A 25,313-nucleotide genomic window follows, 5' to 3' on the forward strand; every position below is an offset into this window, starting at 1 on the left:
ATGCGGATCTTTCGGCCCATGCAGGCCGGCGGTAAAACGGCCTTCAACACCGCCGACCTGAACCAATGCCTGCGAATCGCTTTTGGCGGCACCCTGGGGTTTCTGGTTGCCAAGCTCACTGGTGCCAGCTATGGCGCCTTCTATACGGTGTTCCCGATGCTGTTGCTGGGGATGGTGCCGCAATTGAATGTGGCCGTTATGCGACAGTTCCTCGCCAACATTGGCCTGGTAAGCCTGGTGGTGTTGGTGGGGCAGGGGCTGCTGGGTGACAAGCCAGTGCCGATGACATTGCTGGTGATGGCGCTGTTTGCTCTGCTGTTCCGCGCCATGGCTCGTGGGCCATACTTTCTGTTCGGCGCTATGAGTGTGGTGAACCTGTCGATGCTGCTGCACTTTGCCAGTTATCCCCAGGCAGACGTTATCGGCATGGTGACCTCCAATCTGGGCGCTGCGGCGTCAACGCTGCTCATTACCCTGTTGATGCACACGCTGTTTCCCGAGCCCGGTGCGCGGCCGGCACGGCCGGTGATGAGCAAGTCCGTGGAAACCCGGCGCCATGAAGTGATTCTGGCGACAACGGTGGCCACGGGCTCGTTCATTGCTTTCCAGGTGTTGGATCTGCAAGGCTCCCTGTCGGCCCAGGTGGCGACGGTCCTGGTGCTGTTTCCGCTGAATTGGCGTGGTGCCGTGCCAGCGGGCTGGAACCGGGCCATCGGTACCTTTGTTGGCTGCAACGTCGGGCTGGTGATCCAGCTTGTGCTGCTGGGGCATTTCGATGTCTTGCCGTTTATTGCGGTGGGGTTGTGGCTGAGCCTGATGCTGTTCGCCCGTATGCATCTGCTGGAGGGCGGCGGCTCCGGTGCCGGATTTGCTGCCCTGACCACCATGGCGATCCTGTTCGGGCAATATCTGTCACCCTCCCAGGATCTGGTCTACAGCGACCTCTACCGGTTCAGCTCACTGTTGGTGGCGGTGGTGCTGGCGCTGCTGGCGGTGTATCTGATGCACCTGCTGCTCAACCGGTTTGCGGCCACTCGCTGGGCTGAGCCCGTGCCGGTGGGGTAGTGTCCCATCAGATCAACTCCGACAGTTACCGGCCTTGCGATAGCCCGCCGCTTCGGCGGCGGCCGGGCTGGCGAATTCCACCCGGTTGTCAGTTGAGACCCGGTCGAAGCTTGGGCAGCCTTCCGACAGGTGGTAGACCTTGCTGCGCCGGTTACCGCGAACCTGACCGGTGGCGGACGCGGGCTGTTCCGCAAGGTTTGGCGCCTCGCCTTCCCGCAGACCCTCCGCCAGATTGCGGTGGCCCAGGCGCCATTCCCGCTCACCGGTGACAAAGGGGTTGTGATGACCCATGACCCCGGCGATTCGACGATCCCGCTCCTGCTCCCACTCGGTTGCCGGGAACTGTCGATGCCACGCCATCAGCAGTTGCTGCTGCTGGCGGCTCATAGTGAGGTCGTAGCGGTCATGGATGTAGAAGTAGGTGCGGGCAATCATACCCTTGACCTCATCCCGCGGTTCCACGGTGCGCTCCCCGAAGGCGACCTTGAAGGCGCATTGGCCGTGCTGGTAAAGGGCTTGGGGCAGCACACCGAAGCGGTAGTTGCTGCGGTCCGCATTGACCTCGCCGATGGCGGGGGCCAGGTTGTGCATGTTGGCTTCCATGCGCTCGAACAGCGGGTCATTGGCGGCACAATTGCGGCGTCCGCCATCCTGCCAGCACTGGCGTTGGTGACCCATGACCCAGGCCGGGACCACATGTTCCCACTCAATGCGAGCGGCACGGTTGGCCTGTTTGCGTACCTGGTAACCGCAGGATGCCTGGTCAATACGGCCTCCGCTGGTTCCGGCCCATTGCCATTGGCAACCGCAGTAGAAGGAGCCGGTGTCGGAGGCATTCTGGTCGTGGTAGACCCGCTCCCGTAGTTCGGATTTGGCTTGTCGGAAGGACGACGGCTGGCTGACGGCCTGGCAGGCAATCACCAACAGCAAGAGAGCAATCAGAGGTCGAACTGCGCGCACTGATGATCCTTAAGGTGATGGAATGGCGCGGAGATTCTGCCGTACACCGTGTGACGGCTATGTTGCTGACGTGTATCGGTTATGTGTCGATCTGAAACCGGCTGCTGGTGTCTGGTGGCTTATGGGCGGGAGCGTCTGCGATGTCACAAAAGTGTCATCGGTCTTTCTTATTCTGAAGGTAGCGACGAGGGTGTATGAGCTCAGACGATCGTGTGTTTAACCGAAGGCGGCAACGTCTTCGGTTTTTTTCTGTGGGGCCCCGGAAACTTTGGCCCCGGTGTGTGCACAAGCAGACGGACAGCGGTGCTGTGCGATGAATTCTGGCTTGCCGCCATCGCCCGTAGCAAACGAATGATCTCTTCGAATTGGCTAAAAATTGCCCGAAATCAATGTGGCCATGCATTGGGGTGGCGACACTGGGCCGGGCACTGGCGGGGGTATTCCGGCAGCTTCAATGAGAGGCAACAGCGGAGGCACACTCATGAACATGCAGCGTTTACGGCAAATCCTGGCACTTGGGCCTGATGAGGCACTGATGCCTTACTGTCGGCAGGTGGGTGCGGATTGGCCGAAAGCCAGCGATACCCTGAGTTATCGGCAGGTGTCGGCAGATGGCGACACCGTGGCGGTGATCGATGCCTGGCAGGTCGACGGCATCTGCCTGGGCTTTGTGCGCTACGATGCCAGCGGTTTTGTGTTTCAGGATCGAGGATTTGTCAGCCTGGATGAGGAGGACGGTGATGCTGCCTATTCTGTCCCCCAGTCCGTCGCGCATTCTGTTGTACAAGCTACATAAAATCACAGAATGTGATGCGGGGATTTACACCTCGCGTCTGCGTTGGGTTATGCTGAGGTCTTCCAATGGAGGGCCTGATAATGCGACACATCCTGCTGCCTTGCGCGTTTCTCCTGGCGTATGGCAGCCACGCCTGCGCTGAGGTTTACACCTGGACAGACGAAAACGGCGTCACCCATTTCTCCGACCAGTCCGGCGACCAGAGTGCAACGCCGGTGGAGTTGCGCGCCCCCAGCATCATCCCGATGCGGGAAAACATTGAAGTCAAACAGCGGCTCCTGCAACAGCGCCAGAAACCCTCTGAAGACGCGCCCACCACAGCCGTTCAGCTTGGTGAAGACCTGGGCATCAACACCCTCGATCCCGGTACGCCTGAGGGCGAGGAAGGTCCGGCAGACCTGCGCAGCAAAGTGATGAAGATGCTGCAGCATATGAGTGGGTTTGTGGTGGATTAGGTAGGGGCGTGGACACTTGGTTGACACTTCCGGGGTAAAACGGTGAGGTCAGAAACAAAAAAGCCCCTGAAATCAGGGGCTTAATTGTTAGAGATTTGGTGGAGACGGCGGGGATCGAACCCGATTAAGCCACCCACATACCACCACACAGAACCACAAAGCGCCATAAAACAGTGAGTTAGGTTTTTGCAGAACCACACAAAACCCCATACAACCACAGTCCCGTAGACACTTTGTTGACACTTGCCAAGCTCATCCCCGACTTGAGGGAGAAGGGCTATCTGTCGACGACTGGAACTCAGCTAGGGTTTCTTGCCATCAATCCTGGCGTTCGTTGATCACATTTTGTTCATGGTTTTTTCATCGGCACCCTTGTTGCGGACTTTTCTCAGAATCCTCCGAATAGGAATAATTGGCAAGCAAGGTTCTCGAAAAATCGACCTTGTGACAAAAGCAACCAGACGAGCCCGGAACAGGCGAGGCGGGCTGTGAAGGCAGCTCAGAGAATAGGTGCCCATCCCGTATAGTCCCGCCTCATGTGATAGCCATTGTATGAATCAATTGGTGCAGAGCATAGGTAATCGCTTAGACTTCGGTTGCACTTTTTGAGCCTTAGGCCATAATTGAGCCAGTGATAGATACTGTATAAAAAAACAGGGAAATGCAACTAATGTACACCTCTCTCGAACTTTGCGCTGGCGCCGGTGGACAGGCATTAGGCTTGCACCTAGCTGGTTTTCGCCATGTGGGCCTGGTTGAGTATGAAGAGGCTGCATGTGCAACCTTGAATCTCAATAATGAAAGGCACGGTCTTGGCTGGACAGAGGCAAAGCCAACGGATTTGACCGAGTATCACGCGAACCATTTGCGTGGCCAGGTTGACCTCGTAGCTGGTGGCGTTCCCTGTCCTCCGTTTTCGAAAGCTGGTAAGCAGCTGGGTAAGGACGACGAGCGTGACATGTTCCCCCATGCACTCCGAATCGTTGAGCAGGTTCAGCCAAAGGCCGTGATGTTCGAGAATGTCTCAGGTCTTTTAGACTCCCGCTTCGACGAATACCGTGCAGAGATAAACCAGAAACTCAGCGACCTAGGTTTTGATACTGAATGGAGGCTGCTGAACGCTTCTGATTATGGCGTTCCTCAGCTCCGGCCACGAGTGATCATGGTGGCCATGCGTAAGCACCTGTTCAGCGATTTCAGCTGGCCAGAGCCAGGACTGCGTAAGCCGCCAACAGTTGGTGAGGCATTGTATGACCTGATGGCGTCCGAAGGCTGGCCAGGAGCTGAAGAATGGAAGGAAAAGGCCAACAAGATTGCACCAACTCTTGTTGGTGGTTCCAAAAAACATGGCGGGCCTGACCTTGGACCAACCAGGGCTAAGCGGGCCTGGAAAGAACTCCACGTAAACGGTCATAGAGTTGGGAACGAACCCCCTGGCTCTGACTATGAGGGAGTCCGTGAAGGCTATGAAAACATGCCTTTGATCACCGTGCGCATGGCCGCTAGGATTCAAGGCTTCCCCGACTGGTGGGAGTTCTCTGGAAAGAAAACGGCAGCCTACCGGCAAGTTGGAAATGCTTTCCCGCCCCCTGTTGCACAGGCAGTGGCGGAGCAGATAATGGCTGCGTTAGAGGCAAATAACGCCGCTAACGAAGCCATACAGTACAACCTAGTCCCCGAGCCCGATGTCTGCCTTGCGTAGGCAGATGAACTCATCTCTGGACAACGGGCGGTAGCCAGCCGATTGCGCCGCCTTGTTGTCTTCCTTCCGGCCTCCCCAGAGGATTTCCAGCCCTTCCTCGTCCAGAATATCTTGTGCACCGCCATTCCGGCGTAGACGTTTCATATAGTCACGCTGCTGGGATACGGACTCGACAAGATAGCGCTGATTGATCACTCCAATTCTTGAGCGGAAGAACTCTGCAAGTCTCTTCGTTGCTCCACCGGCATTGAAGATCCTGTCTCTAACGGCTGGGGCCATGTGAAGGAATACGTTCTCTGGCATCTGACCATCCTTAACGAGCCACAGGATATTCTTCTTGCCTGATGCTGAAATGCTCTTTTTCTGATCGCGGTTTCCGCCTTTACTCAGGTTCTCCTCACTGCAGCGTAGAAGACCAACGGAGAATGTCCCTTTTTCATCAGACGCCTGTACGAGCAAACAGATTTCGTCCAAAGCCTCGCGGGGAATCATCCAGTTAGTGCCAGTGGTGTTCTTTATGTCGACATCATGGCCATCAATTCGGGCATCGAGCTTATCGCCATGCTCCAAGCCCAGTTCGTGCATCAGAACGATCTCGACCTTCGTGCCGATGTAGGTTTTCTCTGTCTTCTCAATCTGTTCTAAGCAGTAACGCCCGGTACGGGGCATGTCGATCACCTCGTCCATGGCCTGGCGAAGCGGAGGCCCGAAGAACGCCTCCAGCTCGTGAGGCCCTCCAGCATTGCTAATGACCCTTTCAGCAATTGAAACGAGGTCATTCTGACCAGGGTGGCCCTGTTCAAACTCTCTTAAGTAGTTGAGGTTGCGACAGTCTATTGATGGCACGTTTCCACTCCGTTGATAGTTATTGAGGGAGCTAGTGTGCATCAATGTGTAAAAAAGTGGAAAAATGAGGGGAAAACATAGCTTTGCTACTTGCGAGTAGCAGGGGGATTGGCTTCTATAGGAGTCTGTAAAGTTGTCTGTAGGAAAAGGCCAGCTCTGGGCGGCTAGAGGTTCTTGCAGTACAGGATGCCGTAGCAAAAGGAAGCAAATGAAAGTATCGCTAAGCACTTGTGAAGAGGAGCTATTTCCGCTGCTATCTCAAGCTGGATGGAAGGAATTGGAGAGGTGGGAGCAACGGCGGCCCGAGAAAGTTGTACGGTTTGCCAAAGGATTCGCCCATGAATTTCTGTTTAAGGTTCGTCCAGAGGATGTCTTGGCTGTGGTGGATCGCACGGCGCATGCATTAGGTGACGTGCATAAAAGCGAAGCTTTACCTGAAATCGAGGATTACAGTGCGCCCTTTGCCTTCCAGGATATTTTTCATGCCTGTCTCGAAGAGAAGGAAACCGTTCCGACATGGGAGCAGTTCAGAGAGTGGTTCGCGAAAGAAAGACGGGATTTGTTTGTTGAAGACTACTTGAAGGATATTAACCCTGGAGCGAGAACAAAAGAGGAGAAGAGAAGGCTGAAAAGGGCGCTAAAGTGGCGATTGGGAAAAGCCTATTACTCATCGTTGAGAGAGGTCCACCTGCTTGCCAGCTTGAGGCACACCTATGGGCTCGATGTGAAGTATCACGTGCTGGCAGACGTCAGGCTACGGGTCGATTTCTGGATGGGAAATCAGGTGATTATCTGCTACTTCAGCAATCAAAATTACCGTGCCGGTACAGAGGGAAGAAAGCCTAGAACACAGGGCTACTTCCGGGACAATGCTGTGGGTTTTCATAGTGTTGCAATGTATGAAACAGAGCAGTATGGCAGGGCTTGGCTAGTGAGCAATGCGGAAATTGAACGGCTGGCAGACTGCCTTCATAGTGATCTGTGGTGAAAGCAAGCGAGATGCGCGTTATGTTCTCTACCTTCTGATGGCTCTTCGAAAAGTCTAATGGGGTACAAGCTGTGGTTGAACCACGCTGGCGTGCCTCTTGCCGATCAGCTCTGTGAAGTCATAGAAATACAAGGCGGGAATGTCAGTCTGTGTTGCTTTGGAAAGTCGATGGGGCTCACGCTTGTGTATCCGTTTCGAAAGCGGCTTCTCGAAACGTGAATCATTTCCCATTTAGTTGCCATGCCTAACCATAGAATGGTCAGTGAGCCATTCAGTCAGGAAGTCTAGGGCTCACAGGCCGACAGGATGTCAGGCCGAACGCGACACCTGCCCAGTGGTGTGACCTGCCAGGGAGAGCCCTGGCCCCAAGACATAACACTCTTTTACATCCTCCCCCCTTAGCGAACCCAACCCCATAGGTTAGTATCTACTGATCAACGGACGAATCACCCGTCAACGGAGCTGACTGTGGGTTTTCTAAAGATCTTCCTCGCGGTAGTCGCCGCCCAACTTGTCATCCTGCTGATCGTGGCCGTAACGGCTGTCTTCTTCATGGAAGAAAGTGCCGTCGAGCTGGCGCGGGATATTGGCATTGACCTGAATGGCCTGACCATCACCATTGCCGGGGAAGACTGGATCGTCTTCGACAACCAGAGCACGCCAGACAACACTGTCCGCCCCTACGTTGCCAGCGTAGCGCCGACCGTACCTCCCTGGGACAGCAACCAGTCCTCCCGATCGAACCGCACCAACGACGACAACCGCCGCAACACCCTCAGCTCGGCGGCCAGGTCCTCCAGAGACATGTGCCGGTTCTGGCATGCGGAATTCATAAAGAACCGTTCGGAACAAAGCCGCATCTATCGGGAAAGCGCCTGCAAACGATACGAACGCCTGAGTGGTCGCAGCCGCAGCACCATCGTGGGCAACGTTAACCGACAACTCGCCCGGGCCGATCGGGAACGGGAACAGGTACTTGCCCGCCGCAGAGAGCAGCGGGAAGACAGACAACGGGAACAGGCCGAGCTACAGGCCAAGTGTGATCGCTATAACCGCCGCATCGACGTACTCGACGCCAAACTGCGCAGCGGCTACACCGTCTCCCAGGGCAATCGCTGGAGGGCGGAGAGAAGAGAAGTCAGTCAGAAGTATTCGAGGGAGTGTATTTTGGGGCGGTGAAAATTGAGCTGACCCTTTATTTTATGCTTAGGCATATAGTGTTAATGCGAAGATTTGTATCCGAACACCGATCGACATAATGGCCGAGAAAGGTGTAGCGCCATAGCTGATTGATATTTCGGGGCTTTGTTTTTTGGGTGTTTCTTAGTCGAAATAGTTAAGTGTTCGACTACTTTGTTCTCTATTGGTAATTCGTATGGGGGTTGGGTTTATGACGCGAGATAGTATCGAATTGGATTTTTACGATGATGAGCTTTTTGGTAATGAAGCTGGTGAAGATGAAGATCCAGCTGTCCTTTCTTCCTATTTCATAACGAAGGATAAATTTAACAAGTTCTTTTCCCAGTCACGTAGATTTGCAATTGTGAGGGCTAGAAAAGGAATGGGGAAGTCCTCCCTGCTTTCAAAAATGGCTTATGATGTCAGGAAGGGTAATCCTGAGAATATTGTTATATCGATTACTGGTTCTGACCTTTTAAGTTATGGTGAATTTGATTCTACTGATCATCTGGTTCTTCAGAATGAGTGGAAAAAAGCGCTTTCCGCACGAATAAATTTTGAACTTGGTAACAGGATTGGCTTTGCTTGGACGGATGATCAGATGGCCCTTGTAGAGGCTTCGGAGATCTCCGGCTATCGAGGGAAGAATTTTGTTGGCTCTTTGATTGCGAGAATCAGGAGCAAGCATTTTCCTATAGAGGTGACGTCGGGGGCTGAAAAGGACGCTGGTGCGCTTCTATCTAGATATTTGTCTACACATGAGGATATGAAGATATGGCTTTTCGTTGATGATATTGACTCGACATTTTCTGCTGATGAAGTTCAGAAAGCGAGAGTTTCTAGCTTCTTTTCGGCTTGTAGATCACTCACGAGGGATGTTGATGGTTTGTTTGTTCGAGCAAGTGTTCGGACAGATGTTTGGACGACGGTTAGGTATAATGAAGACTTGGATAAGTGTGAGCAATATACTATAGATATAAGTTGGACAAGAACGGATCTTGAAAAAATAATCTCTAAGAAGATACTTTCTTATATAGAACGGAATCATGGTGGCAGCTCTTTTAAGTCATGCAGTGTTGATAATTCAAGGGATAGAGAACTCTTGCTTTCATTGGTTTTTATGGATCGACTTAGGTGGGCTAATAGCCGGGTTCCTCCATTCACTCCCATTCGCATTTTAGGTGCCAAAAGACCTCGTTGGATGAGTCAGTTATGTAGGCTTTCGGCCGAAGCAGCTGCAGACAGGGAGTATAAACGAGTTGGGATTCAGGAGATTAATAACGTACTAAGTGATTTTGGTAGGTTGAGGGTTAATGATATATATAAAGAGCATTCTCATCAGTTTTCGCATTTGCAGAAGCTTGTAGAGACATTTACAAGGGGGAAGAAAAGATACAGGACGGGTGAGCTTTTAGAAAAGATTGAGAAAGGTTTTGTGGCTAGGATTGGGGAGGAGTCGGTTGGGCATATCGATGGCGAGATTTATGTTAGGCCGCTTCAAATAGCGCACCTTTTATATAGGGTGGGTTTTATACTTTTAAGGGAGATTCCTAATCCGGGAAGCCCTCCAAGGTTTATCGATTATGATGAAAGGCCGGAGCTTTTAACTGACCCTTCTTTGGACTATGCTGGTTATATATGGGAGGTTCACCCTTCGTATCGCGGGATTTTAAGTATTCGCTAATTCTAGCTGTTGCTATGGCTTGAGAAAGTAGTGGGTTTGATATGCCATTTGCTTAGGGTCTTGAGAGGTTTGGAGTTCCTTTTCCAGATATTGGAAGCTATTTCAAGTTAATGGTTTGAGATTTCCCTGGAATACGGGATTTTCTTCGGGTGTCCTCCAGATCTTAAAAAGGCCCATAGGGTTTGTTATATTTTTTGCTTGGAGCGACAGCCAAGTAAAGCGCTCTTGATCATCAAACAACCTCTAATGTCCTGGGAACTGCGAAGCGCCTAACTCCCTATCCTTGGCGCTTCATCCGGTCGTCTTTGTCGTAACCCATGTATTGCGGCCATGCCAGCGACTCGCGATCCTGGCAGCTAAGCAATAACCTACCCTGTTTTCAGCTCGTTTTCCTTCCTTGCCTGTTCAATCTCTGGACTGATTTGGCCAGCTTCGGGGATTGTCTTTCCGGTAGTGAGCCAGTAGGCGAACTGTGGAAAAGCTTCGTTAAAAGCCTCTATATCATCCTCGTTCACGCGGCGCCGCTTGGCTCTGATCGCGTTCCACTTCTCTCTATCTATACCCGTCAGACGTTCCATTTCTTTAGACGTCGTCTCTGTGTAATTAAAAAAATCTATGAATCGCTGTCTTATCATTTCTTTTATCAAATTGTAAGGAGTACAAACAGGGTATAGATTGTAAATGTTGCAAACGAATAAGTGCATTGCATTTGTTCGTAGGCAACAAGCCTATCGGAAAACAGTGTAGCAGAGTGGCGAATAGTGGACGAACAAAAGCAGATCATCCTATTGGCAACCCCGGTCATGACGCAGGAACGCTTTGCGCAACTGACCGGGCTCACGGAAGGGCAGGTAAGGGGCATGATCGAGAAGGGCCACTTGCCATCAGTGAAGATCGGCAAGCCCCGACTGGTGAACATCGCCCTCATCTCACAGAACGCCTTGGAAGGGGAGGACTGGGCATGACACCGGAACTGAAGGAACAGAAAAAGAATCACGTACGGGTGGTGTTTGACGGCGCCATCCGGTTGCTGGACACCGGCGAGCGGGACGCCGCCTTCGACAGCCTCAACAAGCTGTTGGGCATGAAGGCCGCCTTTCACCTGATTGATGAGGATCTGCACCAGTTCGCCAAACTGGCCGCTGATGCCCTGGTCCAGTACGAACAGGCCAAACACACCACCGCCCCCATCGCGCCCCCGCAGGACGCTTTCATGCTGGGCCTTCACGCTCTGGTGTCCGGTGACGTCGAGACCCTGAGCTTCTTCCGTCGCCAGTTATTCGATCTGGCCGTCAAACACTCCTGCAGCCAAGCCCGTCTTCTCTACCGGGTACTGGTCGCCATGGTGCTCTGCCACCACGGCCGCCGCATTCCCGACAACGTGCTGGGGCCGCTGGTGAACAACAGCAACGAAGGGAGGGCAGTCCGTGAAGCCTCTTAACCATGCTGGTCGTGTTATGGCTGAGTATCAGCACCTTGAAGCCACTACGGGCGAAACGTTTGGCAAGGTTTTCTTCTTCGATGGCCAAAAGTGCGTTGCTACCGCTGACCGCCTCGGCCCCGCTCGCATGGTCGCCCCAGGCACCGTGGCTGTCAGTGTTTCTGGTCGTCAGTGGATGGCGGTAGGCGGTGACCGTGTAAAAGGGGCTGCTGGCTGGCGCTTCGTCTCTCCGTATGTCGATCAGTTGCCTGTGAACGGCGACCCGGTCTGCTTCAGCGACAACCCCAAGTCCCTGAAGATCCGCGCCAAGCTGGATGCCTACCTGGACTACTACCAGGAATGCAAAGGCGTCGCGCCTTCCACCGTGGTACTCCGCCGCGAACAGCTCTCCGCCGTCGGTGCGCTTCCTGGTCAGATCTACAAAGGCGCTCGCCTGGAGGTCTTTGTATGACTCCGGACGTTCGCAAGCAGAAGAAAACCAACATGCGCCTGCGCTTTCAGCAAGCCTGCGAAGCCTGGAGCGTTGGTGACTACGAACTGGCAGCCTGCCGCGCCAGCCAAGTGTCCGACATGGCCGCCTTTTATATGGGCGTCGACTCCGATCTGTACTGGTACGGCATCCGCCTGAGCATCGCCTGGAGCGAATTCATGCTTCAGGACGACACCCGCGACTTCAATACCTGGGCCGTCGGCCAAGCCTGCACCGCACTGAGGGCCGCCGCATGAACTGCCGCCAAGCAATGACCCATGCAATGGAATTCCAGCGCCCCAGCGCATCCAGGGAGGAACAGACCATGAGCGACCACACCAACTGTATCCGCCTCGCTCAGGCATGGCGCGACGACCGCCCGCAGCTCGCCGGCACCGGCTTTGTCGTGGTCTGCAATGACCAGTCCTGCGGCTGGATCAACGTGATCCGTAACCCGGAATGCTGGGCCCCAGGCTGTGTTGCTGTGGGCGCCAACGGCGACCTGTGGCAGGCCATGGGCGGCAATGATTACGACGGCGCGGCCCGCTGGGAACGCATCACCCACACAACGGAGAACGACCAATGAGCCACATTCCCCCACGCCAGGAACAGGTCGAGGACAAGGAACGGCGCTTCTACGTCTGCGCCGCGTCGTCCCGCTACCTGCAACTGCAACAGGAAGCCATCCAGCGCGGCACCGACCTGTGGACGCTGGGCGGCGCGGTCCTGACGGCGTGGCTGGAGGCCGGCTGCCCGGATTTCGGTTTCAGTGGTTCAGCCACCCCCGAAAGTCCCTCAAGTCCGCCCCCGTCATCGTCACCACTCGCGCATGACCAGGGAGACTGACAGGGAGCGTTGCAAGGCTGGCGCTTGCGCCACGGCCGCTTGCGGCCGCGTGGCCTTGTGGCGGTCCCTGGCAGGCTCACCATGCGCATAACGAGTGGTGATGCTGACGGGGGAGGACGCCGCCCCTTGATTCCGAGCCATGAGCACAGGAGGCAAGCGGAGCGCGGCAGGCGGCAGGGATCGTGACCCGTAAGGGCCAGCACCTCAGTGCTGGTTTGCAAAGCAAATAGAGCCCGGCCCGAAGGGGCCGCAGACAGAGTTAAACCCACCCGGAAACCACCGGGTATCACTGGAACGAAGAGGAAACAGCAAATGGAAAACTACCTGAACCTGATGATCATCGGCGCGACCCGCTACGACATCGACGGTAACCGTGGTGGTTCCCTGTGGGCCTACTCCCCAGCGGAAGCCGACGACGAAAACCGCGTAGGCAACGAGGTAATGAAGATCGCCTGCGATTACAAACACATCGACCAACTGCGCAACCACGCCAACCGCCTGCCGGCGATGTTCACCGTTAAGGCCCAAATGAAAGCCGGTGCCCAAGGCAAGGTGACCTTCAAAGCCCTGGAGCTGAAGCCCCAGGAACCGGCAAAGAAACCGGCAGCTTAAGGGAGTAGGGCAGCGTGAACTGGTGCCGGTTGCTTGAACGTTCTTCAACCCTTGTATCCGTTTTCATCATGGGCCTGACGATCGGCACGTTAGTCGGGCTCGCCATCGCGGTTGAAGGCCAGGATAGCTACCTGGAACAGCACGGCTGCCCGCCCGCTACATCCGAAAGTGGATCTGGGGAGTAGGACAGCATGCTTCGTGAAGTGCTCGTTGTAATGGTCGTGGCTTTCGTCTCTTTCGTGGCTGGCATGAGTTACATGACCTATGGCCTGGAAGATGACGTCATCCGCTTTCTGGATGAACACGGCTGCCCAACCCCCAGCACTGAGTTGGTTAAGTAATGGAAATCCTGACCTGTGACGGCCAGATCAGCCAGACCGGCAGCACCCCCCAGTGCTCCGGCTCCTGGCAGGTCGTCACGGTCGCCGAGTTCGCCACCCAGTACCGGGAGGCGTTCACCATGTCACGGGAAGACTTCCACCTGATGGCGGGGGATTTCGTGATGTGGTTCCTGATCGCGTTTGGGGTAAAGCTCATTCGCAAAGTAGCAAACGTTTGAAAGACGGGGATCTTATGAACGAACTCATGAAACAGCAGGAACGGGAGTCCCACAGCAAGCTGTGGGGCATTGAGAAATCACGCTTTGGCGCACTGGCCAAGGGCTCTGCGGCCCTGGCGTCGGTGGGCATGGCAGCGGCAGCCAATGCGGCCTCCATCCTGCCCGCCGACTTCAGCACCGACATGGACGCTGTTGGTAGTGACATTACCACCGTCGGCGCTGCGTTGATTGGTTTGGCCATCATCGCGGTGGGCATCAAGTGGGTGAAAGCCACCTTCTTCTGATCCTGAGGGTCACTCTCAACAGGGGCGGGCTACGGCCCGCCTTTTTTATGGACGGCCCCAGGGCCAAGGAGCAAGTGGTGTGTTCTTCAATGACCCGTATTTTCTGGCGCTGCTGGCGCTCATTGCCTGCTTGTGGGTGGCTACCAGTTAGGGCGCTGGTGTGCGTGTTGCTTTTCGCCCTGGCTCCTGCTGCGTATGCCTCCTGCCAGTCTATGGCTGAGTCTATGGCCTATTGTGCTGAAACAAAAAGCCGAATTCCGGGCTTAAAAAACGCCCGGTGCGTCTCTGCATATAGTGATTATCACCAATCTATGATGGTTTTTTTGAAGCATGATCGTTGGGGCAAAACCCATGATCACAGTAGCTGGAAAGTTTGCGGAAACAGTTGTGAGCAGAAAGAGTTTGAAGCCCCGGCCAGCTATGGAGCTGACAAATTACCCGTTGCTGCCTGTGACATGGGGTGCAGTGTTTCATACAGCGGAACGGTAACCGCGGATAGTGTTTCGGGGGGTGAGCCTGGTTCGGGTGATGAGACCTATCATTTTTCAAATGTGACGTTCACGTATTCCGGTGAGATGTGCTCTATGCCCGATGATGCGGAACCGTTGCCGACCTATGATCCGCCCGATGATGGAGGGGATGACGGCGGTGACGATGACACCGGCGGTGATGATGGCGATGGAGACGGCGATGGAGATGGTGATGGCGACGGCGACGGCGATGGCGATGGAGACGGCGATGGAGACGGCGATGGAGACGGCGATGGCGATGGCGATGGGGATGGCGATGGTGATGGTTCTGGCGATGGCGACGGGGATGACGACGGAAGTGGTGATGGTAACGGTGATGGCAATGGTCAGGGCGACGGTGATGGCCAAGGCGATGACCGCGAATACACCTCCAACGGCTGTGAAGCGGCCCCCACTTGCTCCGGCGACGCCATCCAGTGCGGCATTGTGCACGAAAACTGGCTGCACCGTTGCCAGATAGAGGAAGCTGCCAAGAAAGCCCAGGAGTTTATGGACCAGAAAACCCAGGGGGTCGGCAACCTGGGGGATGAAGGTCTGGCCCTGGCCGATCACAAAGAGTTCGACCTGTCTGAATACTTCTCCGACTTCACGAACGTATCGGACCCCTCACCGGGAGCCTGCCCTGCCGGTCAGCCTATCGACCTGTCGATGGGTAGCTACACCCTCAGTTATCAATCCTTCTGCGATCTAGCAACCGGCCTGCGCCCCCTGGTGATCTTCATCTTCACCTGCGCGGCCTCTTACATGATTCTCCGTCAGTTTATGGGAGGTATTCTCTGATGCCTGCGCTACTCCGTTGGGTCTGGTACCTGATCATCTCCGCTGTTCCGTACATCGTGGTTTATGTCCTGCGGGGCATTGGCTTTGGTCTGGTCACCTTCACCGGCATGACCATCATCTTCGACCAGCTCGAAAGCATTATCTTCAGCAAGCTGGACGGCATGCAGGAGACTATTTACCAGTTTGTGTCCCTGCTTGGTGTACCCCTGGGAATCAAAATCCTGTTCACCGCGGCCGCCGTGGCCATCGCCATCAAAACCGCCGTTAAGCCATCCCACCCGGTCTGGCGCAAACCCGGTTCTCCCTGGGAGGCCTGACCATGAAAACCACACTGTCCGGCGTGTTCTACAACACCGCCTACCACCTGATTACCGACATCCTGCCCCTGACCCTGGCCGCCCTGGGCGGTTACCTGCTGGGTCAGGGCAGCCCGTTCTAGGAGGCCTGCTGTGATCACCCTGATAACCGGCGTTCCCGGAAGCTCCAAAACCCTCAACGCCATCGATCTGGTGCAAAGCGATCCCGCCTTCCAGGGCCGGAAGGTGTACACCTACAACATCAAGGGCCTGACCCTGCCCTGGCAGACCCTGGACGCCGACGAAGCCAAACGGTGGTATAAGCTGCCCCACGGCTCGGTCATCATCCTGGACGAATGCCAGGACCTGTTCCCGCCGGAGAAATTCGGCAGCAAAGTCCCGGAGCACATCAGCAAGCTCAACACCCACCGTCACTTGGGCATCGACCTGGTGCTGATCACCCAGCACCCCAAACTGATCGATACCAAAGTGCGGCGCCTGGTGGGGCAACACTTCCACTTCAAGCGCCAGTTCGGCATGGAATCGGCGACCCGCTATACCTTCCAGGAATGCGCCGACGACCCCAACGACTTCTTTGCCCTCAAAGCGGCGACCAAAACCCGGAAGAAGTTCAACAAGAAACTCTACGGCGTCTACAAAAGCGCGGAAGTGCACACCCACAAGCGCAAGATCCCGTGGCAGCTGTGGGGCATTGTTGTTGTTGCGGTGATCGTGGGGTACATGATCTATTCCGTGGTCACCAACTACGGCAAGCGTGGCAACATCGGCGCCGACAATACGACAACCACCCAGGAGGCAGCCAGCCCCCTGGACACCGCAAAGCTGCCGGGCACGCCCGCCCCAGCCGCGCCCCAGAGCGATGGGAAGACCTTAACAAGGGAACAGTACATCGAGCGCTGGACCCCGAGACTTCAGGGCGTCCCGCACTCGGCACCGGCCTACGACAAGGTGTACGAGGTCCACGATTTCCCCAGGCCGCAATGCATCCAGCGCCAGAGTGATAGCAGCTGCCACTGCTACACCCAGCAGGCCACCCCCCTGGACATCGCCCAGGACCAGTGTGAATCCATCGTGGCCAATGGCTATTGGGACCCAACCCAAAAGCCGACCAGGGCTCAGCGGGTCAGCCAGCAGGGCGGCCAGCGGGGACAGGAAAGCGAGGGTGGTCAGAACCAGCTAGCTGCCCAAAGCGCCCACGCAAGGAACCTGCGGGCCTTACAGATACGAACCGAGACTGAGGCAATGAAGTTCTAGCAACCGCGGGGCGGTGGCGGCGCGTGGGTGGAAAGGCTTGCCCCAGCGACGCGCCGCCGCCGGCGGACAGACGTCCCTGTAACACGTCTCATAGAAAACGACGGCAGTCGTTTTAACACCACAATGAACCACAGTGAGCCATAGATGAAAATCAAAGACTTTGAGCGAATCGATGTACGCACCGGCGAGATTGGCAAGGGCAACCTGTTCATTGGACCGGAAGGGCAGCAAGTGGACCTGGGCAACGTCAATGTGCTGTGGACCGGGGTTGATACCGTCCGGCAGCTCTACGAAGGCAAACTGAAACCCCAGATCCTGGCCGACATCGCCCACGCCTACGAATCCGGCTACGACGCCAACGTAACCATTCGGGGCGTCACCTTCCGCCTGCAATCCGGTCGCCGTGGTGGCTTCAAATACCTGCTGCAAAACCGCGAATACGGCCTGACCATCCTGCTTCAGAACTTCTACGCCGAAGGCGATGCCCTGGGAACCCACGTCAAAATCGAATGCAGCCCTCAATGGCTCTATGAACGCGGAAGCGACCAGATCAGCGACGAACTGGCGGAGTGGGGCATGCACTTCCTCAACGCCATCAAACCGGTCGGAATCGCCCTCCATCTGGCCTGCGACTTCCAGGGCTGGGAACCGCCCCGAGAGTTTGCAGAACACTTCGTGACCCGCGCCAGAACCGTTACCGTCCACAACGGCCTGTCCGACCTGCGCTTCGATGGCGCCATCGGCTCAACGGTCAACGGACGTGGTGAAACCTACACCTTCGGCAAGGCCAACAGCCTCCAGATGTGCCTGTACAACAAGTCCAAAGAGATTGATGTCTCTGACAAGCGCGCCTTCATGGAAAGCATCTGGGAGTGTGCCAGCAACGAACAGTGCTTCCCGGACACCTGCTACGACCCGGATAAACCGGTCTGGCGCCTGGAGATCCGTTTCCATCACCGCATCGTCAACGAAGTCTCCCAGGGCACGGCCAACATGGCCCCGATCTACACCTTCGCCCACGCAGTGAAGCACCTGACCGGTCTGTGGCGCTACGCCATGGAACGCAACCGCTACGAGGCCAAACGGGAGTGGGTGCACCCGATCTGGACCAAGCTCCGTGACGACATCAGCTTCGGCCACCCGGCCCCGGATCTGCTGTACAAGCGCGCAAAAAAGGAACCCGGTTGCGGCAACGAAAAGAATGTCTCCCTGGCCTTCGGCAATCTCCTGAGCATCTATGCCCGCAACCGTTTTAACACCCGGCAAGCCTGGGATTGCCTCAAGAAATCAGGCCTGTGGGAAGACCTCTGCAACTACTACCGGCGCAGGGACATCAAGGAGAACGAGTTATACCAGCTTGTTGAGGATGGCTTGGTGAAACGACGGCTGTTGAGCAAGGTAGCGGCATGATCCGGAGAAAGCCCAACGGACGTTGGCAGGTGGATATTTGGGTAAATGGTCGCGGTTCAAAGCGCGTCCGGAAAACCTTTGCATCCAAGCCGGAAGCAATCCGGTTTGAGAACTGGGTGATGTCCAAGCGGATAGAAGGCAAAGAAGACTGGAGTCCGGCCAAAGCTGATACGCGAACCCTGCTACAGCTGATAGAGCTTTGGTTCAACATCAAAGGTGTCCACCTTAAGGACGGGGAACGTCGTAAACGAGCGCTGGAAACCATAGCCTCCGCTATGGGAAACCCCAGGGCCAGCAAGGCCAATGCGTCTGCCTTCCTATCTTACCGGGCAGCCAAAATGTCCAGTGGGGCAAATGGAAAGACCCTGAATAACCATCTTGGTTACCTCAACGCTGTGTACAACCAGCTACACAAGGTTGGTGAGATCGACTACGAAAGCCCGTTTGGCCGTATTGAGCCAATTCGGCTGGATGAAAAAGAACTAGCTTGGCTGACCTCCGACCAGATCCGGCACCTGCTGGAGACAATCAGCGATTTTACGTCGAATCCGCATGTCCATCTGCTGACTCGGCTTTGCCTGGCTACCGGTGCGCGTTGGGGCGAGGCTGAAAACGTTAAGGAGCGGAATCTAAGACACAACCGGGTGACGTTTGTGGGGACAAAAAGCGGCAAGTCCCGGACGGTGCCTCTGACACCGGATCTGTTCGAGGAGCTGCAGGCGCATCTGAAAGAGTGGGGTTCTTTCTCGTCTTCACTCAGTGCCTTTCGAAGAGCCCTGGTGAAGTCACGGATTCAATTGCCCAAGGGGCAGTCTGCCCATGTTCTGCGCCACACATTCGCCAGTCACTTTGTTATGAACGGTGGTGACCTTCTGACGCTGCAGAAGATCCTGGGACATTCCACCATCAACATGACCATGCGGTACGCGCATTTGTCACCGGACCACCTGTCAGACGCGGTGCGCTTTTCTCCGGTGTGGACACATTGTGGACGCGTTAGCGAGAATGAGGAAGGTTGAGAAACAAAAAAGCCCCTGAAATCAGGGGCTTAATTGAGAGAGGTTTGGTGGAGACGGCGGGGATCGAACCCGCGTCCGCCAGCACTCTGCCTTGAGGTCTACATGCTTAGCGTCCTTCTATTGATTTAACCTCAAACGACCCGAAGGTCAGGGTGTGAGAGGCGAGCTCTTTGAATCTTAGCCGTCAACCAGTGAGCTCTGGAAAACGGAGCATCCTGTTAATGATGACGTCCCGGGATGTTGCTACTAGGTTACAGGCATCCTAGCCGGGACGACTGGAACGGCTTACGCCGCCAGTGCGTAGTTGTCGTCGTTTGCGACTATTAATATGCAGCTTTGGATTAACGAGATTGGCTGCCATCTCGACATGCACCCAAGGGTTCGCAACCAGCGTCGAAGCCATGTCGTCCCCCTATGGTTAGAGTATATGTGGGCGGTTGTGCCCACTTCAAGGGCTTTCGCCGAAATTAAAGCGTCCCAGACTGGCGCGAGCCTCGCCAAGGCGTCGGGGGCCGACGCGGCTGATCCGCGAATAACCCCTAGCTCGCAGCGCGCGGTTCCCCCAAAAACGGTTGGCCTCTCGGAGTTGCCTGCAGCAAGCGCTCGAATTCGTTGTGGAAATCCGTCATGACGGCGTTGGGATCGAGATCGATCGCCTTGTCGACGCTGAAACCGAACTGGACCGTGCCATCATAGGTGAAAATGCTCATGCCGATCCCGATATCGCCACTTTGCGGGACCCAGAACATGGGTTGGCGCAGACGAGCGCCAGCGAGGTAGACCGGTTGCTTGGGGCCAGGCACATTGGTCAGCACGGCCGTGGCTTTGTGGCTGAGCAGGTTCAGGGCCTGGCGTTCGAGCTGATCCGGTCCATGGCCAAACAGATCCAGCAGCGAGTAGGTGATCTCGGCCTGGTGAGACTGCTTGAGCCGGCTCATGGTTTCCCGAGTCTGGTGGAATCGCATCAAGGGGCAGGGGACGTCCACCGGGAGGGTGACCAGCACCAGTCCAAACTGGTTCCCTAACGTGTCCACTGGCTGATGCAATGGCCGAAGGTTGAATGGCACCGCCACCCTGAGACCGCAATCCGGGGCTTGGCGGCCGGTATTCTCGAAGTATTGGTGCAGGGTGCCTGCGGCAATGCTCAGCAGCACATCGTTTACCGTTCCACCAAGGGTGTGGGCGCATGCCTTGACCTGGGCCAGATCCAGTGGGTTCGCCCAGGCAACCTGTTTGCGGCCACTCAAGGCGGGCTTGAGTCCGGTGGGCGGTTCGTTGGCGGCCAGTGCCAGCTTGAGGCCGTCAACCACCCAGCCGCTGGCCTCGCGGGCAAAGCGACGACCGAATTGTCCTTCCCGCAGGCTGTGACGAAGGCGCTCGCCGTTCCGGCGGACCGCTGAGGGCGCCGTCAGGAGTTGGTCCAGCCGGCGTTGCCAGCGCGATTGGCGTCGTGGTGGCTGATGGGCGCTGGGGGAGAGGGTATGGACCTTAGGGGTGGCGTTGCTGTCCGTCAGCGAGAGCAGTACCCGAACCAGGGAGAGGCCGTCGGCGATGCAATGGTGGATGCGGACAATCAGGGCGCAGCCGTCACCGTAGTGGTCGACGTAATGGATCTGCCAGAGCGGATGTCTGAAATCCAGTGGGGTGCTGTTGAGGTCGCTGACCAGTTCCTGCAGATCGAGCTGGCTACCCTGGCCGGCAAGGGCCATCCGGTGCAGGTGGTTGTCCAGGTCGAACCTGGGGTCATCCTGCCAGTACGTGGTGCCGCGATGATGGTAGGGTCGTTGCCGGAAGCGCCGAAACGCCAGCAGACGCTCGGACAGTACCCGGCGCAGCCGGGGCAGCGGAATGGCATCATCGAAAGCCAGTACCGCCGAAATCATCATCGGGTTCTGTTCGCTTTCCATGCGTAGCCAGGCGCGATCAACGGCTGACATGGGTTCACTGTGGGGTTGCATTCGACCCTCCCTCTTATCCGTAAGTGAGAGGTCGTAGCGTTGGTCAAATACGACAGATAGATGGGCGCTACCACCTGAGAAATTGCAGTATAGGCTGGTAGCACAGGTTGTGAAAGTGGCTTGTGACCAGACCTCGCGGCCGGGCTCAGGAGGCGTTGGCTTCCCGCATCACACGCTGTTTCTGGCGATTCCAGTCGCGCTCTTTCTCGGTCGCCCGCTTGTCGAAGAGCTTCTTGCCTTTCACCAGGGCAATCTCGCATTTAACCTTGTTTTTCTTCCAGTACAGGGCCAGCGGAATGCAGGTGTGACCGGTCTGATTGACCTTGCCGACAATGCGGGCAATCTCCTTGGCGTGCAGCAGCAGTTTGCGGGTGCGCGTCGGGTCTGCGATAACGTGGGTGGAGGCGGTGTTCAGTGGCATGATGTGGGCGCCAAGCAACCAGGCTTCACCGTCCTTGAGTAATACGTAGGCGTCCGTTAGCTGGCCCTTGCCAGCCCGGAGCGATTTCACTTCCCAGCCAAGCAGGGACAGTCCTGCCTCGAAGCGCTCTTCAATGTGATACTCGTGCTTGGCTTTCTTGTTGAGCGCGATGGTGCTGCTGGGCGTACCGGGTTTCTTCTTGCTCATGAATACCTGATCCGTTTGCGGGAATTGCCTGGGCCGGGAGGCCGGGCCCGCGGATAAAAGGGACCATTGTAGCCCAGGACTGCCAGATCGGTCACGATTCCCGTTGTCGGGGTCTGTCACAGGAGGTGAGTTCGCGTCGGATTTGGTTACAATGGCAGTCCACTGTCTGACTGGGTACGGAATGCCTACTCCATACGAAACGGCCATCGGTTCTTGGACCCGTCGCACGACGTTTTTCTGGGCGGCGACCGGCGCCACGGTGGGCCTCAGCAATCTGTGGCAATTTCCCTATCTCGCCTCGCAACATGGTGGTGGCCTGTTTGTGCTGCTGTACCTGGGGTGCCTGATCCTCGTGACCCTGCCGCTTATGTTGACCGAAGCCGCTGTTGGCCGGAATGCCCGCCATGGCGTGGTGTTGGCGATGGACGGCTTTGTGCGCCAGGCGCGGCTGTCGCGGTACTGGGTGTGGATCGGGCGTCTGGCCATTGTTTCCGCTTTTGTAGTTCTGTCGTTCACTCTGGTCATCGGGGCCATCTGTCTGGCGTACGTGTTCTATGGCGCCCTGGGCTGGTTTCACGGTGGTGGCGAGGCGGAGGCCACCGGCTTGCTGTCGTCTCTGGTGGCGGATCCGGGCAACTACCGTCACTTCATGGGCTGGCACGGGTTCTTTCTGCTGCTGGTGCTTTGGGTGTCAGCCCAGGGCGTGGTCGGCGGTCTGGAGCGGACTTTCCGGGGCGTTGTGCCAGGGTTGCTGTTACTGACGCTGGTGCTGTTGGTGTATGCCGGGCAGAACGGCGATCTGGCCGGCGCGAGTCAGCAGCTGTTGGGCTTCCGGCGCGAGCAGCTGGGCTGGGACAGTGTCAGCTTGGCGCTGTTCCACGCCTTCTTCACGCTGGGGCTCGGGATGGGGGTTTGGGCCATTTTTGGCGCTTACATGCCCGCCATGACACCGCTAAAGCGCTCGGTGTTCGCCGTGGTGCTGATGGACACCCTGTTTGCGCTGATGGCCGGGTTGGTGATCTTTGCGTTGGTCCGGGCCGGTGCGCCAGGGTTGGGCGAGCAGGGCTTCAGCTTGCTGTTTGTGGCCCTGCCGCTGAGTTTGGCGGAGGTCGTGGGGGGGCAGTTTGTGCTGGCGGCGGTGTTCCTGCTGGTGGTTCTGGTGGCCTGGACGACGTCGCTGGCGCTGCTGGAACCACTGGTGGGCTGGTTTCAGGAATGGACTGGTTCGCCCCGGGGGTGGTCGGTGGTGGTGATGGGGTTGGCGGTTTGGCTGGCCGGACTTCTGTCGCTGTTCTCGTTCAATGTCTGGGTCGATATCACCTGGATCGGCGGCAGTCTGTTCCGCTGGCTGGAGTTACTGGCCAGCGGCATCCTGATACCGCTGGTGTGTGTGTCTCTGGCGATATTCATCGGCTGGCGTCTGAGCCGGCCCCTGGCGTTCAGCCTGATTGGCCGGACGCCCTGGCTGGTTGGCCAGATCTGGTACTGGGGCATGCGGGTGGTGTTGCCGCTGGTGGTGGTCTACATCAGCGTTCATTACACCCTGGCCTCGGTGCGGGACCTGTGTGGCGAAGATCAGAATGAGGTCCTGTGTCGGCCAGTGTTGATTCACAATGGTGCTGCACCGCTGGAGGAGGCCGCGCCGGAAACGTCGGTAGAGCCGCCGGAATCTGAACTGAACGACGCTCAGGAGGCTTCCGAGCCGGGGGCTGATAAAGGAGCCCCGGGAGCGGAACCGCTGCCGCCAGCAGACGTGCGACCGGCGATGCAGGCCCCGAATGAGAAAGATCGCCAACGCCAGGATGAAATCCTTTATCATAGTGTCTGAATTTCCGGTTCCCGTGTCAGACAGGTAGTCCATTCCCATGTCCCACCAGATCGAGAAGACCGCGCTGGTCATGCACTCGGCCCAGCGCATGTTCGAACTCGTCAATGACGTTGCCCGTTACCCCGATTTTCTGCCCTGGTGTGAAGGCACCGAAATCCATGAGCAGACCGAGCTGGAACTCATGGCCTCTTTGCAGGTGGCCAAGGGCGGCGTGCGACAGCGTTTTACCACCCGCAACCAGCTACGGGCGCCGGACGTCATCGACATGACCCTGGTGGATGGTCCGTTTCGCAACCTCAGTGGCCACTGGAAGTTTCTGGCACTGGATGAGAACGCCTGCAAAGTGCTGCTGAGACTGGAGTTCGAGTTGTCCAATTCGCTGTCGAAAATGGCGTTTGGGGCTGTCTTCAGCCAAGCTGCCAATACCATGGTGGATGCGTTCTGTCGCCGGGCTGATGTGGTGTATGGGGAGCGCGTGCTGTGATTGCGGTTGAAGTGGCTTACGCGACGCCGGAACGTCAGGAAATCCTGGCGGTAAGGGTGGATGAGAGCGCAACGGTCTATGACGCAGTAATTCAGTCAGGTATTCTTGACGTGTTTCCTGAGATTGATCCGGACTGTATCGATATGGGGGTGTTTGGCAAAGTGGTCAAAGCCCCCAAGCGAGAAAGTCTGAGGGCGGGGGATCGGATTGAGCTCTACCGCCCGCTGAAAATCGATCCGAAACAGGCAAGGTTGAACCGGGCCCGGAAGAAAGGCTGATCCGGGCCGGAGCCGAACTGGTCAGTAGGCGGGCGTTTCGTCCAGCAGACTGGCTTCGTGATGGCTGTACTGGTTGCCATCGTAATAGACGATGATCTGCTGCTTGCGGATATCTCCGCCGGCTCGCTGGAAGGTGTAGACGTAGTACTCCTTGCTGTTGTCCACCGGATTGATGACGGCTGGTGACCCGAGGAGCGCGTGGACCTGGCGTCGACTCATGTCGGTGTTGAGCTGTTCCAGGTTCTCCTGGTCGACGATGTTGCCCTGCTGGACGTTGATTTTGTAGACGCCCGGGAACACGCAGCCAGAGAGGGTTAAAACCGCCGTCAGGGCCAGTAGGCACAAGGGCTTGAGGGGTGCCGCAAGCTTTTGCATCGTTGGGGGAAATCCTCTATCTTGAAGCGGCCTGCGGGTTGCAGGTAAGACGCGGGTCAAAACATATTCATGCGGCTTCATAATACCGGAAGCCGGAAGTACACCAAAGAGTGAATAGCATCATGTCTTCTGAAAACACCGAATTGCGCAAGGTCGGTTTGAAAGTCACGCTGCCGCGGGTGAAGATCCTCAACATACTGGAAAATGCCGAGGAGCACCACCTGAGTGCGGAGGACGTGTATAAAAAGCTCCTGGACCAGGGAGACGATGTCGGACTCGCGACAGTCTATCGGGTATTGACCCAGTTCGAGGCGGCAGGCCTGGTATTGCGCCACAACTTTGAAGGTGGCCACGCGGTGTTTGAGCTCGCGACCGACGAGCATCACGACCATATGGTTTGCACCCAGACCGGTCAGGTCATTGAGTTCTGCGATCCGGTGATTGAAGAGCGCCAGCAGAAAATCGCCGCCGAGCACGGCTTTGAGATTGTCGATCACAGCCTGACGCTGTACGTAAAGCCGATCGACTCCTGAGCGGGCATAAAAAAAGGCGGGTGTTGCCACCCG

General features: G+C 56.5%; 32 protein-coding genes and 1 other RNA gene. 26 read left to right on the plus strand and 7 right to left on the minus strand.

Going from position 1 to position 25,313, the window contains the following annotated elements:
- Complete coding sequence (locus tag J2887_RS02835; protein ID WP_227173943.1) at positions 1–1,065, plus strand: DUF2955 domain-containing protein; 1,065 nt, start codon at positions 1–3, stop codon at positions 1,063–1,065.
- A 12-nt stretch (positions 1,066–1,077) separates the two neighbouring features.
- Here the strand turns inward: J2887_RS02835 and J2887_RS02840 are convergent, their stop codons facing one another.
- A complete protein-coding gene (locus tag J2887_RS02840) occupies positions 1,078–2,025 on the minus strand; it encodes an endonuclease (protein WP_227173944.1) in 948 nt (315 codons plus the stop codon).
- Between the two features lie 481 nt (positions 2,026–2,506).
- Between J2887_RS02840 and J2887_RS02845 the strand changes: the two genes are divergently transcribed.
- The 3 genes from J2887_RS02845 (at position 2,507) to J2887_RS02855 (ending at position 4,978) form a co-directional block, all read left to right on the plus strand.
- Positions 2,507–2,821, plus strand: coding sequence for a hypothetical protein (locus J2887_RS02845; RefSeq protein ID WP_227173945.1), 315 nt, complete (start codon positions 2,507–2,509; stop codon positions 2,819–2,821).
- 80 nt (positions 2,822–2,901) lie between these two features.
- Positions 2,902–3,276 carry a DUF4124 domain-containing protein gene (locus tag J2887_RS02850; RefSeq protein WP_227173946.1) on the plus strand — a complete coding sequence of 125 codons (375 nt, stop codon included), beginning with the start codon at positions 2,902–2,904 and terminating at the stop codon, positions 3,274–3,276.
- Positions 3,277–3,946: 670 nt separating this feature from the next.
- Positions 3,947–4,978 carry a DNA cytosine methyltransferase gene (locus J2887_RS02855; protein ID WP_227173947.1) on the plus strand — a complete coding sequence of 344 codons (1,032 nt, stop codon included), beginning with the start codon at positions 3,947–3,949 and terminating at the stop codon, positions 4,976–4,978.
- On the opposite strand, the gene J2887_RS02860 is transcribed toward J2887_RS02855, so the two are convergent.
- A complete protein-coding gene (locus J2887_RS02860; protein WP_227173948.1) occupies positions 4,946–5,824 on the minus strand; it encodes a NaeI family type II restriction endonuclease in 879 nt (292 codons plus the stop codon). The genes J2887_RS02855 and J2887_RS02860 overlap by 33 nt on opposite strands.
- 208 nt (positions 5,825–6,032) lie before the next feature.
- Here J2887_RS02860 and J2887_RS02865 point away from each other — a divergent pair, with 208 nt between their 5' ends.
- The 3 genes from J2887_RS02865 to J2887_RS02875 all read left to right on the plus strand — a co-directional run bounded on the left by J2887_RS02865 (position 6,033) and on the right by J2887_RS02875 (position 9,675).
- Positions 6,033–6,812: a hypothetical protein gene (locus J2887_RS02865; RefSeq protein WP_227173949.1), complete on the plus strand. Its 780-nt coding sequence runs from the start codon at positions 6,033–6,035 to the stop codon at positions 6,810–6,812.
- 468 nt (positions 6,813–7,280) lie between these two features.
- Entirely contained in the window at positions 7,281–7,991 is a 711-nt protein-coding gene (locus tag J2887_RS02870; protein ID WP_227173950.1) for a hypothetical protein, read from the plus strand.
- 211 nt (positions 7,992–8,202) lie between these two features.
- On the plus strand, positions 8,203–9,675 hold the full coding sequence (locus J2887_RS02875) for a P-loop ATPase, Sll1717 family (RefSeq protein WP_227173951.1): 1,473 nt from the start codon (positions 8,203–8,205) through the stop codon (positions 9,673–9,675).
- A 368-nt stretch (positions 9,676–10,043) separates the two neighbouring features.
- On the opposite strand, the gene J2887_RS02880 is transcribed toward J2887_RS02875, so the two are convergent.
- A complete protein-coding gene (locus J2887_RS02880; protein ID WP_227173952.1) occupies positions 10,044–10,253 on the minus strand; it encodes a DNA-binding protein in 210 nt (69 codons plus the stop codon).
- A gap of 183 nt (positions 10,254–10,436) precedes the next feature.
- On the opposite strand from J2887_RS02880, the gene J2887_RS02885 reads away from it, so the two are divergent.
- From J2887_RS02885 to J2887_RS02955, 15 genes are all read left to right on the plus strand, one after another.
- Positions 10,437–10,640, plus strand: coding sequence for a Cox family DNA-binding protein (locus tag J2887_RS02885; protein ID WP_227173953.1), 204 nt, complete (start codon positions 10,437–10,439; stop codon positions 10,638–10,640).
- Entirely contained in the window at positions 10,637–11,116 is a 480-nt protein-coding gene (locus J2887_RS02890; RefSeq protein WP_227173954.1) for a hypothetical protein, read from the plus strand. The genes J2887_RS02885 and J2887_RS02890 overlap by 4 nt, the downstream gene beginning before the upstream one ends.
- A gap of 16 nt (positions 11,117–11,132) precedes the next feature.
- Entirely contained in the window at positions 11,133–11,567 is a 435-nt protein-coding gene (locus tag J2887_RS02895; RefSeq protein WP_227173955.1) for a hypothetical protein, read from the plus strand.
- The gene (locus J2887_RS02900) at positions 11,564–11,842 is read left to right on the plus strand and encodes a hypothetical protein (RefSeq protein WP_227173956.1); all 279 of its coding nucleotides are present in this window, start codon (positions 11,564–11,566) and stop codon (positions 11,840–11,842) included. Before J2887_RS02895 ends, J2887_RS02900 begins: the two co-directional genes overlap by 4 nt.
- Before the next feature lie 68 nt (positions 11,843–11,910).
- Entirely contained in the window at positions 11,911–12,171 is a 261-nt protein-coding gene (locus tag J2887_RS02905) for a hypothetical protein (protein ID WP_227173957.1), read from the plus strand.
- Positions 12,168–12,431 (plus strand): hypothetical protein, encoded by a 264-nt coding sequence (locus tag J2887_RS02910; RefSeq protein WP_227173958.1) that lies wholly within the window; start codon positions 12,168–12,170, stop codon positions 12,429–12,431. The genes J2887_RS02905 and J2887_RS02910 overlap by 4 nt, the downstream gene beginning before the upstream one ends.
- 312 nt (positions 12,432–12,743) lie before the next feature.
- Positions 12,744–13,043: a hypothetical protein gene (locus J2887_RS02915; RefSeq protein ID WP_227173959.1), complete on the plus strand. Its 300-nt coding sequence runs from the start codon at positions 12,744–12,746 to the stop codon at positions 13,041–13,043.
- Positions 13,044–13,234: 191 nt separating this feature from the next.
- Positions 13,235–13,384 (plus strand): hypothetical protein, encoded by a 150-nt coding sequence (locus J2887_RS02920; protein ID WP_227173960.1) that lies wholly within the window; start codon positions 13,235–13,237, stop codon positions 13,382–13,384.
- Positions 13,384–13,602, plus strand: coding sequence for a hypothetical protein (locus J2887_RS02925; protein ID WP_227173961.1), 219 nt, complete (start codon positions 13,384–13,386; stop codon positions 13,600–13,602). The genes J2887_RS02920 and J2887_RS02925 overlap by 1 nt, the downstream gene beginning before the upstream one ends.
- A 14-nt stretch (positions 13,603–13,616) precedes the next feature.
- Positions 13,617–13,886 (plus strand): major capsid protein, encoded by a 270-nt coding sequence (locus J2887_RS02930; protein ID WP_227173962.1) that lies wholly within the window; start codon positions 13,617–13,619, stop codon positions 13,884–13,886.
- Between the two features lie 584 nt (positions 13,887–14,470).
- Positions 14,471–15,196 (plus strand): virulence factor TspB C-terminal domain-related protein, encoded by a 726-nt coding sequence (locus J2887_RS02935; RefSeq protein WP_227173963.1) that lies wholly within the window; start codon positions 14,471–14,473, stop codon positions 15,194–15,196.
- On the plus strand, positions 15,196–15,513 hold the full coding sequence (locus J2887_RS02940; RefSeq protein ID WP_227173964.1) for a DUF2523 family protein: 318 nt from the start codon (positions 15,196–15,198) through the stop codon (positions 15,511–15,513). The genes J2887_RS02935 and J2887_RS02940 overlap by 1 nt, the downstream gene beginning before the upstream one ends.
- A 132-nt stretch (positions 15,514–15,645) precedes the next feature.
- Positions 15,646–16,767, plus strand: a complete 1,122-nt coding sequence (locus J2887_RS02945; protein WP_227173965.1) for a zonular occludens toxin domain-containing protein — start codon at positions 15,646–15,648, stop codon at positions 16,765–16,767.
- Positions 16,768–16,911: 144 nt separating this feature from the next.
- Positions 16,912–18,177: a hypothetical protein gene (locus J2887_RS02950; protein WP_227173966.1), complete on the plus strand. Its 1,266-nt coding sequence runs from the start codon at positions 16,912–16,914 to the stop codon at positions 18,175–18,177.
- A complete protein-coding gene (locus tag J2887_RS02955) occupies positions 18,174–19,196 on the plus strand; it encodes a tyrosine-type recombinase/integrase (protein ID WP_227173967.1) in 1,023 nt (340 codons plus the stop codon). Before J2887_RS02950 ends, J2887_RS02955 begins: the two co-directional genes overlap by 4 nt.
- A 45-nt stretch (positions 19,197–19,241) precedes the next feature.
- Here J2887_RS02955 and ssrA read toward each other — a convergent pair.
- The 3 genes from ssrA to smpB all read right to left on the minus strand — a co-directional run bounded on the left by ssrA (position 19,242) and on the right by smpB (position 21,782).
- Positions 19,242–19,608: a transfer-messenger RNA gene (gene ssrA, locus J2887_RS02960) on the minus strand.
- Positions 19,609–19,735: 127 nt separating this feature from the next.
- Positions 19,736–21,154: a wax ester/triacylglycerol synthase family O-acyltransferase gene (locus J2887_RS02965; protein ID WP_227173968.1), complete on the minus strand. Its 1,419-nt coding sequence runs from the start codon at positions 21,152–21,154 to the stop codon at positions 19,736–19,738.
- Positions 21,155–21,299: 145 nt separating this feature from the next.
- Positions 21,300–21,782 (minus strand): SsrA-binding protein SmpB, encoded by a 483-nt coding sequence (gene smpB, locus J2887_RS02970; RefSeq protein WP_227173969.1) that lies wholly within the window; start codon positions 21,780–21,782, stop codon positions 21,300–21,302.
- Positions 21,783–21,963: 181 nt separating this feature from the next.
- Here smpB and J2887_RS02975 point away from each other — a divergent pair, with 181 nt between their 5' ends.
- From J2887_RS02975 to J2887_RS02985, 3 genes are read left to right on the plus strand one after another with little or no spacing between them, the layout of a single operon-like run.
- Positions 21,964–23,610: a sodium-dependent transporter gene (locus J2887_RS02975; RefSeq protein ID WP_227173970.1), complete on the plus strand. Its 1,647-nt coding sequence runs from the start codon at positions 21,964–21,966 to the stop codon at positions 23,608–23,610.
- A 37-nt stretch (positions 23,611–23,647) separates the two neighbouring features.
- Positions 23,648–24,094 (plus strand): type II toxin-antitoxin system RatA family toxin, encoded by a 447-nt coding sequence (locus tag J2887_RS02980; RefSeq protein ID WP_227173971.1) that lies wholly within the window; start codon positions 23,648–23,650, stop codon positions 24,092–24,094.
- Entirely contained in the window at positions 24,094–24,372 is a 279-nt protein-coding gene (locus tag J2887_RS02985; protein ID WP_227176035.1) for an RnfH family protein, read from the plus strand. Before J2887_RS02980 ends, J2887_RS02985 begins: the two co-directional genes overlap by 1 nt.
- A gap of 21 nt (positions 24,373–24,393) precedes the next feature.
- Here J2887_RS02985 and J2887_RS02990 read toward each other — a convergent pair whose 3' ends face one another.
- The gene (locus tag J2887_RS02990; protein WP_227173972.1) at positions 24,394–24,747 is read right to left on the minus strand and encodes an outer membrane protein assembly factor BamE; all 354 of its coding nucleotides are present in this window, start codon (positions 24,745–24,747) and stop codon (positions 24,394–24,396) included.
- A gap of 122 nt (positions 24,748–24,869) precedes the next feature.
- Here J2887_RS02990 and fur point away from each other — a divergent pair, with 122 nt between their 5' ends.
- Positions 24,870–25,280 (plus strand): ferric iron uptake transcriptional regulator, encoded by a 411-nt coding sequence (fur, locus tag J2887_RS02995; RefSeq protein ID WP_227173973.1) that lies wholly within the window; start codon positions 24,870–24,872, stop codon positions 25,278–25,280.
- Positions 25,281–25,313 lie beyond the last annotated feature (33 nt).

Source organism: Marinobacter sp. CA1, from assembly GCF_020546665.1.
Taxonomy (GTDB): Bacteria; Pseudomonadota; Gammaproteobacteria; order Pseudomonadales; family Oleiphilaceae; genus Marinobacter; species Marinobacter xestospongiae.

What these genes read in the sequence shown, in the direction of transcription:
- J2887_RS02935 (WP_227173963.1), top strand. Translation starts at nt 14,471, where the DNA reads ATGCCCGATGATGCGGAACCGTTGCCGACCTATGATCCGCCCGATGAT.
- J2887_RS02905 (WP_227173957.1), top strand. Translation starts at nt 11,911, where the DNA reads ATGAGCGACCACACCAACTGTATCCGCCTCGCTCAGGCATGGCGCGAC.
- J2887_RS02965 (WP_227173968.1), bottom strand. Translation starts at nt 21,154, where the DNA reads ATGCAACCCCACAGTGAACCCATGTCAGCCGTTGATCGCGCCTGGCTA.
- J2887_RS02865 (WP_227173949.1), top strand. Translation starts at nt 6,033, where the DNA reads ATGAAAGTATCGCTAAGCACTTGTGAAGAGGAGCTATTTCCGCTGCTA.
- J2887_RS02910 (WP_227173958.1), top strand. Translation starts at nt 12,168, where the DNA reads ATGAGCCACATTCCCCCACGCCAGGAACAGGTCGAGGACAAGGAACGG.
- J2887_RS02845 (WP_227173945.1), top strand. Translation starts at nt 2,507, where the DNA reads ATGAACATGCAGCGTTTACGGCAAATCCTGGCACTTGGGCCTGATGAG.
- J2887_RS02955 (WP_227173967.1), top strand. Translation starts at nt 18,174, where the DNA reads ATGATCCGGAGAAAGCCCAACGGACGTTGGCAGGTGGATATTTGGGTA.
- J2887_RS02850 (WP_227173946.1), top strand. Translation starts at nt 2,902, where the DNA reads ATGCGACACATCCTGCTGCCTTGCGCGTTTCTCCTGGCGTATGGCAGC.
- J2887_RS02920 (WP_227173960.1), top strand. Translation starts at nt 13,235, where the DNA reads ATGCTTCGTGAAGTGCTCGTTGTAATGGTCGTGGCTTTCGTCTCTTTC.
- J2887_RS02890 (WP_227173954.1), top strand. Translation starts at nt 10,637, where the DNA reads ATGACACCGGAACTGAAGGAACAGAAAAAGAATCACGTACGGGTGGTG.
- J2887_RS02990 (WP_227173972.1), bottom strand. Translation starts at nt 24,747, where the DNA reads ATGCAAAAGCTTGCGGCACCCCTCAAGCCCTTGTGCCTACTGGCCCTG.
- J2887_RS02975 (WP_227173970.1), top strand. Translation starts at nt 21,964, where the DNA reads ATGCCTACTCCATACGAAACGGCCATCGGTTCTTGGACCCGTCGCACG.
- J2887_RS02835 (WP_227173943.1), top strand. Translation starts at nt 1, where the DNA reads ATGCGGATCTTTCGGCCCATGCAGGCCGGCGGTAAAACGGCCTTCAAC.
- J2887_RS02950 (WP_227173966.1), top strand. Translation starts at nt 16,912, where the DNA reads ATGAAAATCAAAGACTTTGAGCGAATCGATGTACGCACCGGCGAGATT.
- J2887_RS02855 (WP_227173947.1), top strand. Translation starts at nt 3,947, where the DNA reads ATGTACACCTCTCTCGAACTTTGCGCTGGCGCCGGTGGACAGGCATTA.
- fur (WP_227173973.1), top strand. Translation starts at nt 24,870, where the DNA reads ATGTCTTCTGAAAACACCGAATTGCGCAAGGTCGGTTTGAAAGTCACG.
- J2887_RS02900 (WP_227173956.1), top strand. Translation starts at nt 11,564, where the DNA reads ATGACTCCGGACGTTCGCAAGCAGAAGAAAACCAACATGCGCCTGCGC.
- J2887_RS02940 (WP_227173964.1), top strand. Translation starts at nt 15,196, where the DNA reads ATGCCTGCGCTACTCCGTTGGGTCTGGTACCTGATCATCTCCGCTGTT.
- J2887_RS02980 (WP_227173971.1), top strand. Translation starts at nt 23,648, where the DNA reads ATGTCCCACCAGATCGAGAAGACCGCGCTGGTCATGCACTCGGCCCAG.
- J2887_RS02930 (WP_227173962.1), top strand. Translation starts at nt 13,617, where the DNA reads ATGAACGAACTCATGAAACAGCAGGAACGGGAGTCCCACAGCAAGCTG.
- J2887_RS02915 (WP_227173959.1), top strand. Translation starts at nt 12,744, where the DNA reads ATGGAAAACTACCTGAACCTGATGATCATCGGCGCGACCCGCTACGAC.
- smpB (WP_227173969.1), bottom strand. Translation starts at nt 21,782, where the DNA reads ATGAGCAAGAAGAAACCCGGTACGCCCAGCAGCACCATCGCGCTCAAC.
- J2887_RS02880 (WP_227173952.1), bottom strand. Translation starts at nt 10,253, where the DNA reads ATGGAACGTCTGACGGGTATAGATAGAGAGAAGTGGAACGCGATCAGA.
- J2887_RS02875 (WP_227173951.1), top strand. Translation starts at nt 8,203, where the DNA reads ATGACGCGAGATAGTATCGAATTGGATTTTTACGATGATGAGCTTTTT.
- J2887_RS02925 (WP_227173961.1), top strand. Translation starts at nt 13,384, where the DNA reads ATGGAAATCCTGACCTGTGACGGCCAGATCAGCCAGACCGGCAGCACC.
- J2887_RS02895 (WP_227173955.1), top strand. Translation starts at nt 11,133, where the DNA reads ATGGCTGAGTATCAGCACCTTGAAGCCACTACGGGCGAAACGTTTGGC.